Origin of the sequence: uncultured Streptococcus sp. (assembly GCF_963521865.1) — a bacterium.
GTDB lineage: Bacteria > Bacillota > Bacilli > Lactobacillales > Streptococcaceae > Streptococcus.
The window spans coordinates 1-7,999 of sequence record NZ_CAUQWY010000052.1 but is presented as its reverse complement, the minus strand read 5'-3'; the positions used below and the strand labels follow the sequence as shown (position 1 = coordinate 7,999).

Annotated in this window: 3 protein-coding genes; 1 reads left to right on the top strand and 2 read right to left on the bottom strand. The window is 39.1% G+C overall.

The window, feature by feature from the left end; genetic code table 11:
- Positions 1–5,152, bottom strand: a 5,152-nt coding sequence (locus RWO85_RS09210) for a YSIRK-type signal peptide-containing protein (protein WP_314415483.1), incomplete at its 3' end; no start/stop codon positions are given.
- A 371-nt stretch (positions 5,153–5,523) separates the two neighbouring features.
- On the opposite strand from RWO85_RS09210, the gene RWO85_RS09205 reads away from it, so the two are divergent.
- Positions 5,524–7,008: a M protein trans-acting positive regulator PRD domain-containing protein gene (locus RWO85_RS09205; protein ID WP_314415481.1), complete on the top strand. Its 1,485-nt coding sequence runs from the start codon at positions 5,524–5,526 to the stop codon at positions 7,006–7,008.
- A 48-nt stretch (positions 7,009–7,056) separates the two neighbouring features.
- On the opposite strand, the gene yaaA is transcribed toward RWO85_RS09205, so the two are convergent.
- Positions 7,057–7,785 carry a peroxide stress protein YaaA gene (gene yaaA, locus RWO85_RS09200; protein WP_314415479.1) on the bottom strand — a complete coding sequence of 243 codons (729 nt, stop codon included), beginning with the start codon at positions 7,783–7,785 and terminating at the stop codon, positions 7,057–7,059.
- Positions 7,786–7,999 lie beyond the last annotated feature (214 nt).

Sequence of the window (7,999 nt, the reverse complement as noted above, 5' to 3'; positions counted from 1 at the left end):
CTGCTTTGACTTTTGGTGTTTGTCCGTCTACTCCATTTTTAACGATTGTTGTAAGGGCTGGGCGACCTTCTGGTTGAGTGATAGTGATGGTGTGTGTGCCATCATGGTTGTCTGTCACTGTTACTTCTGGTGTGAAGCCATCACGACCATTTTCTCCCTTGTCACCTTTAGGACCTTTAATGTTGCCTGCTTGTTCCCAGGCATTGTTCTTCTTAACGAAGACATCTCCTGTGGCAGTATTTACGAAGCTGTCTCCATCTTTGCCGTCTCTTGGTGTTGGATCTACTTTTCCGTTTAATACTTCTTTACCATCACGTCCTGCTTGTCCAACTGCTCCGTCTTGACCGTCTTTAACGATGGATGTTTGAACGAGCGTATCTGTGCCTTCTGTGTAGTTTCCATCGCCATCTTTGTCAATGTAGAAGGTTAGAGTAGTTTGTTTCTTGGCTTCATCACGTTCTGCTTTGACTTTTGGTGTTTGGCCGTCTACTCCGTTTTTAACGATTGTTGTAAGAGCTGGACGTCCTTCTGGTTGCGTAACTGTAATCGTATGACTACCATCATGGTTGTCTGTCACTGTTACTTCTGGTGTGAAGCCATCACGACCATTTTCTCCCTTGTCACCTTTAGGACCCTTGATGTTGCCTGCTTGTTCCCATGCATTGTTCTTCTTAACGAAGACATCTCCTGTGGCAGTATTAACGAAGCTGTCTCCATCTTTTCCGTCTCTTGGTTGTGGATCTACTTTTCCGTTTAATACTTCTTTACCATCACGTCCTGCTTGACCTGCTGCTCCGTCTTGGCCGTCTTTAACGATGGATGTTTGAACGAGCGTATCTGTGCCTTCTGTATAGTTTCCATCGCCATCTTTGTCAATGTAGAAGGTTAGAGTAGTTTGTTTTTTAGCTTCATCACGTTCTGCTTTGACTTTTGGTGTTTGTCCGTCTACTCCATTTTTAACGATTGTTGTAAGAGCTGGACGACCTTCTGGTTGTGTAACTGTAATCGTATGACTACCATCATGGTTGTCTGTCACTGTTACTTCTGGTGTGAAGCCATCACGACCATTTTCTCCCTTGTCACCTTTAGGACCCTTGATGTTGCCTGCTTGTTCCCATGCATTGTTCTTCTTAACGAAGACATCTCCTGTGGCAGTATTAACGAAGCTGTCTCCATCTTTTCCGTCTCTTGGTTGTGGATCTACTTTTCCGTTTAATACTTCTTTACCATCACGTCCTGCTTGACCTGCTGCTCCGTCTTGACCGTCTTTAACGATGGATGTTTGAACGAGCGTGTCAGTTCCTTCTGTGTAATTACCATCGCCATCTTTATCGATGTAGAAGGTTAGAGTAGTTTGTTTCTTGGCTTCATCACGTTCTGCTTTGACTTTTGGTGTTTGGCCGTCTACTCCGTTTTTAACGATTGTTGTAAGAGCTGGACGTCCTTCTGGTTGCGTAACTGTAATCGTATGACTACCATCATGGTTGTCTGTCACTGTTACTTCTGGTGTGAAGCCGTCTTTTCCGTTCTCACCCTTGTCACCTTTTTGACCCTTGATGTTGCCTGCTTGTTCCCATGCATTGTTCTTCTTAACGAAGACATCTCCTGTGGCAGTATTAACGAAGCTGTCTCCATCTTTTCCGTCTCTTGGTGTTGGATCTACTTTTCCGTTTAATACTTCTTTACCATCACGTCCTGCTTGTCCAACTGCTCCGTCTTGACCGTCTTTAACGATGGATGTTTGAACGAGCGTATCTGTGCCTTCTGTGTAGTTTCCATCGCCATCTTTGTCAATGTAGAAGGTTAGAGTAGTTTGTTTCTTGGCTTCATCACGTTCTGCTTTGACTTTTGGTGTTTGGCCGTCTACTCCGTTTTTAACGATTGTTGTAAGAGCTGGACGACCTTCTGGTTGAGTGATAGTGATGGTGTGTGTGCCATCATGGTTGTCTGTCACTGTTACTTCTGGTGTGAAGCCATCACGACCATTTTCTCCCTTGTCACCTTTAGGACCTGGTAATCCTTGAGGTCCTCTGATGTTGCCAATTTGGTTCCAGTTTCTGCCTTCTTTTTTGTAAACATCTCCTGTAGTAGCATCGATATAAGTATCACCATCTTTACCATCATTTGCTGTTGGTGCTTTAGGTCCACTTAATAATTCAGCACCATTACGACCATCTGTACCGGAAGCTCCATCTGCACCATTACGTCCATTTGTACCATTCAAGATATCACTTGTACCAATTAATTCATCCACACCTGGATCGTATTTACCGTTACCATTGTTATCATAGTATGCTGTAATACGAGTACCCTCTACTGGTTGTGGTGCTGGTGCTGTAGATGGGGCGTCTGCTAATGCTCTTCTTACTCTTCCGCTTCTTTGATTATTCAATCTTACTGCTGCTTCTGCTAAGGCATTTAAGTCAATAGTTGGTGTACGTCCATCTTTTCCGTCTTTTACATTAACAGTTACAGGTTCTTCACCAGGAATAGTAAATGTAATATCAGTACTACGGCCGTCTGCTCCACGAGCAGTTGTGATTTTTGGAGTTTTTCCGTCACGCCCCGCTGCTCCTGTTTCACCACGGTCTCCACGTTCACCTTTGACACCATCTGCAATAACGACTTCTTTTAGTTTTGTATCGCCTGCATCGAATTCGTTGTTTCCATTTTTATCGTAATAAAAGATAACAGTTGTTGTTTTATCAGCTTCATTTCTACGCGTTGATACTAAAGGACTAAATCCATCAAGCCCATTTTTTACTACTGTATTTGTAATGCCGCCTTTCCCATCATTAATTGTAATTGTATGTGTTCCATCTTGACCATTTGTAACTGTTACTGTTGGTGTTATTCCATCAGCCCCTTTTGGCCCTGTTGTCCCCGCTGGTCCCACTGGTCCTGCTGGTCCTTGTTGTCCATCACGGATTATCGTTGTTTCATCTCTACCATCAGGATTATGTACTGTTAATGTATGTGTTCCGTTTTGTCCATCAGTTATAGTCACCGTTGGAGTTTTTCCACCAGCTCCTTTTTGTCCATCCTCTACAAATGTTGTTTGAGATTGTCCTCCTACTGGAGTTATTGTTACTAATACTCCATTTTTTCCATTTTGTACACTTCTTGTTGCTGTAATTGTTGGTGACTGCCCATTAGTTCCATCCCTACCATCTGTAATAGTTGCTAGTGGACGATTTAGATTTAATGGTTGACCTGGTCTCGCTGGATTTTCTTCATAAATTTTCGTTTCATTACCGTTTTTAACTGCTATTAATGATTTACCATCTCGACCTGCTGCTCCTTGTTGTCCTGTTGCTCCCGCTGGCCCTGCTGGTCCTCTTTGTCCTGTTGCTCCTGCTGGTCCCGCTGGCCCTCTTTGTCCGTCATTAATATTTGTATTTAATATTAATTCATCTTTTTCAGCATTATAGTTACCATCACCATCTTTATCTAAATAAAATGTAATATGATTAGTGTCTCCAACTTTATTTTGAACTGCAGCTATTTTGCCAATACCATATTTCATTATACGTGGTTTAGCCACTTTTACTGTAGTAGGATTTCCTACAGGAAGGCCTAAAACATACTGATTTCCTAATTTATGAAGCCTATATGCTTGAGATTTTTCACCCTCTTCTCCATCAGAAACTAACTCTGTAGCCCCTTCTGCTAATTTAGTAGTCGGTATATAAAGAGTTTGAAAATCAACTTTTGTTGTAAAACTTGCTGTTGAAGGATTAGTAGGGGTAGGGTTTGCATCCAGATATAATGGCTCTGTTTCATAGTAATAGTTAGAATTACTATATGGATCATTACTAGTCGCAGCTCCTCCAGCACCTTGGTCTACATTAAATGCTACTGGACGTAAACGAAGAGATAGATCTCCACTAGGATTTGTTATGGGTAAACTAAATCTAATCGTTTGCTCCGTATTTGTTTCTGATGCAGAATCCAAAGTATATCCTGAATGAGAAACAAAGTTAACTCTTTTACCAATACGTTTAGTTTGAGTTCCATATCTAGTTGAAATAGATGCAGAGCTGGGTTCACCATATCCAGCCCCCTTATCTAAGATAAAATTATTATTAACAAATTCTCCTGGTGAAGAATACTTAATTGTAAAATCTACTCTATTTACATAACGTACCGTAGTCACATCAAAATGAATTTCACCATTTCTTGAATGTCCTATACCACGAAAACTATGTGATCCTTGCGAAATGTTTGAAAAAGTAATTGCATTTCCTGGATTTAAGATAGGTCTATTCTCAGGACCACCCGCTCTAAAACTACTTCCAGCAGCTCTAAAACCACTATGCCCCTTCTCCAAGTCTTCCTTACGGATAGCTGGATTTTGGCGAGCATCAGAAAGGCTTAAACCTGGTTTCAATATTTCGTTGCTAGATTTTAGAGATGAAGTTGCTTCTACTTTAGCAGGTGTACTAGTTGGTGAAATCACATTACCAGTAGCAGAGCGATCAGTCCTTGTTGTAGTTGCTTTATCCTCTTCTTTTGCTTCAGCTGTATCGTCTTGCTTCACTAGAGGAGTATCAGTTACAGTTCCTCTATCAGAACTAGAACGAACCTCTAAACCAATGATAGCAGATCGAATAGCTGACTCAGATTTTGCTACTTCAGATTCAGTTGCACCTGCTTTTCCTATCAAGCTTTGACCTGCTTGGATACTTGCCTGCAAATTATTTACACTAGCTTCTGTATAGAGTTTGTCATCTAGTTTTCTTGCACGTGAAAGAGCAGTCAGTAATTTTGATTTATCAACCGCACTTTGATGAGAAACTTCCTCTTTTTCCACATTAGATTCTTCAACCTTTTCTACAGCTGCCTTAACAGCTTCAGATTTAGCTGGAGTCACCTCTACTGGATTAGCAACAGTTGGAGCTGCGTAGGTAGTTTCTTTCTTAGCTGTAGAAACTTCTACTGGTTTAGTAGCTTCTGCTATCTTATCAACAGAAACACTGTTAGTAACTTCTGCATAATGTTCATTTGCTTGTACTGTTTGGGCCTTGGCTCCTGCTCCTAGGACTAAGGCTGTTCCGAGCAGTACACTAGCTGCTCCAAAGTGATACTTACGAATAGAAAAACGTTGTTGCATTTTATACCAATCAAATGATTTTCTCTGTGCCTGTTTCATATTCTTTACCTCAATATAATTTTATACTATACAATTTACATCTATTTTTTATATAATTCAATATAGTTTTACAAATTAATATATAGTATTTTTTCCCTCAAGATTCATTTAAATTGTTCTAATCAAAGTGAATTTACTGACAAAAAAATGATTCTCATATTTTGGTACAAATGGTACAGAAAAATAATATAGAGGTAAAAATGTAATCTCAAAATCATTACAAATATTCCATTAACATTTAATTACCTTCCTATATTCGATTCATAAATATTGTTTTAAGATCAAATCGGATTATTCTTCATCTTAACAATATCAACATTAGCATTTTTATTATAGACTATGATATAATGAGCTTAGGAGGATAGAACCCTATGAGATCTCTATTATCTACAAAGGAACAACGACAATTACGACTACTTGAAATACTCATTCAGAAACGAGATTGGATACGTCTAAACGAGTTAGCACAAACTTTAGAATGCACCGAGCGTATCCTGAAAAATGACTTAAACGAACTACGAACAGCATTCCCAAGCTTCAAAATTCAATCTTCTATCAATGGCATTATGCTAAATCTAGATACAGCGGCAAGTATAGAAGATATTTATATTTATTTCCTCAGTCATTCCCAATCTTTTCAGTTATTAGAATATATGTTTTTTAACGAAGGATTGCCTATTTACCGAACTGTAGAAAAACTGCATTCTAGTAATGCCAATCTTTATCGTTTAGGAAATCGAATCACCACCATTCTCTCGAAACAATTCCAAATTGAACTGTCTTTTACTCCAACATCCCTGAATGGAAATGAAATCGATATTCGCTATTTTTATGCCCAATACTTTTCAGAGCGGTATTATTTTCTAGACTGGCCTTTCCCAGATATTTCTGAAAAAGTCATAACAGAGTTCGCTGACTACTTCTATAAATCCACAAATTACCCAATGCGATTTGCAATCTATAGAATGTATAAGCTGATGCTCGCAATTAGTATTCATCGAGTAAAAAATGGACATTTCATTGATTTGCCGAATCATTTTTACCAAGACTACTATCCTGTTTTAATGAATTTACCAGATTTTGAGGACAAGCTTGCATACTTCTCTCAACAATTTGGACTGGAAATGACTCCAGATATTGTGGCCCAAATTTTCATTTCCTTTCTTCAAAATGATATTTTTCTAGATCCACAGCAATTCTTTGATTCTTTAAATAAAAATGATGAATCTCGCTATTCTTATCAATTATTAAGCCAAATTTTGGAACGATTATCTAAAGCATTTAATATTAAATTTGCTAATCATGATGAACTCATTTGGCACCTACATAATACGGCTTATTTTGAAAGACAGGAAACCTTTTCAACACCACTCTTATTTGAGCAAAAGGGAATTACACTAGAAAAGTTCAAGGTCTATTTCCCAGACTTTATGGAAAGTGCAAGACAAGAATTAGCCGCCTATCGGCAAGCAATTGGGCAACATGATTATCCTGAACAATTAGAGCACTTGATTTACACCATCTTCACCCATGCAGAAAATATCACTACTCAATTATTAGCCAATCGACCGCCTATCAAGGTTTTGATTATCAGTAACTTTGACCACGCCCTATCCCTCACCTTAATGGATATGCTTTCCTATTACTGTAATAATCGCTTTACCTTCGATATTTGGGATCAATTGGAAACAAGTCCTGAAATTTTAAATCAGACAGATTATGACATCATCGTGTCTAATTTCTATATTCCTGGCATCACTAAAAAGTTTATTTGCCGAAATCACCTTTCAATCATGGATTTGGTTAATCATCTCAATACCTTATCAAATGAGATTCATTTGTCCAATACTTTATAAGCTAAAAAAGTCAGCATGCTCCTGCTGACTTTTTCTCTTATCTAATTTCTATACTTTCTTTACAAAAACCAATTCCTGTTGCTGGGACAGGTCTTCTCGGTAGTTAAATCCTGCAAAGCTTAAGCGACGAGCTTCCTCAACCGTCTGTACTTGATTTTCTATCAGGGCTGTCAGGAAAGCGCCACGCGCTTTCTTGGAGATAGTTGAGTGAATCTTCAGCTGACCACCTCTATCCTCCATGAATTTGAAGGTCACCATTTTTTCTCTGATTTCCTTAGAAAATACAGTCTCAAACTCGGACGACAAGAGGGAGAAAATTAGGTCTTCACCATTCATAGCTTCATCATAGGCTGCCTTCCAATGGCTCTTCAAAGTTTTACCAGTGACTTTTAACTTCATCAAAAAGTCCAAACGGTGAGGGGCCATGGGTGACAAGGCTGGAACGACACCGTACAAAGCCGAGGTAATAAAGACATGATTTTCAAGATAATCTTGTTCCGCCTCGGTCAGTTTGTCTCTCTTGATGTGACGATACATAAGCCCATCAAAAAGTTTCAAGGCTGGATAGTGTTGAGCAGTTTGTGTTTTCAAAGCTTGGATATGTTGAAATTCTTCCGCTGCCTTCTCAGCTGAAACCTTGTAAAAACTCTCCAATTGACTAGCAGAATAGAGGGCCAAGGCATCAAGCACAGCCTGACTTTCTGGTCTTAAAGGAGTTGCTGCGATACTTGGCAAGTCTGTGTTCATTTCTTTTGCTGTTGGGATTAAAATTTTCATATTGATAGTGTAGCATATTTTTTAGCCACAACCAAGAAATTCATCTGAAAAGAGACTGGGGAAAAAAGAGTCCACTGAAAAAGTAAGCCTCTTACTTTTAATGAAATGAAAACCGAGAAATCACTCATCAATTTGAGCGAGTTCCTCGGTTATTTTGTATTTATTAAGGTCATAATTCGTTTCATATTGACCACGAAGATGCTTGTGGCTGCCT

Coding starts and splice junctions, on each gene's coding strand:
- RWO85_RS09205 (WP_314415481.1), top strand. CDS start 5,524: ATGAGATCTCTATTATCTACAAAGGAACAACGACAATTACGACTACTT.
- yaaA (WP_314415479.1), bottom strand. CDS start 7,785: ATGAAAATTTTAATCCCAACAGCAAAAGAAATGAACACAGACTTGCCA.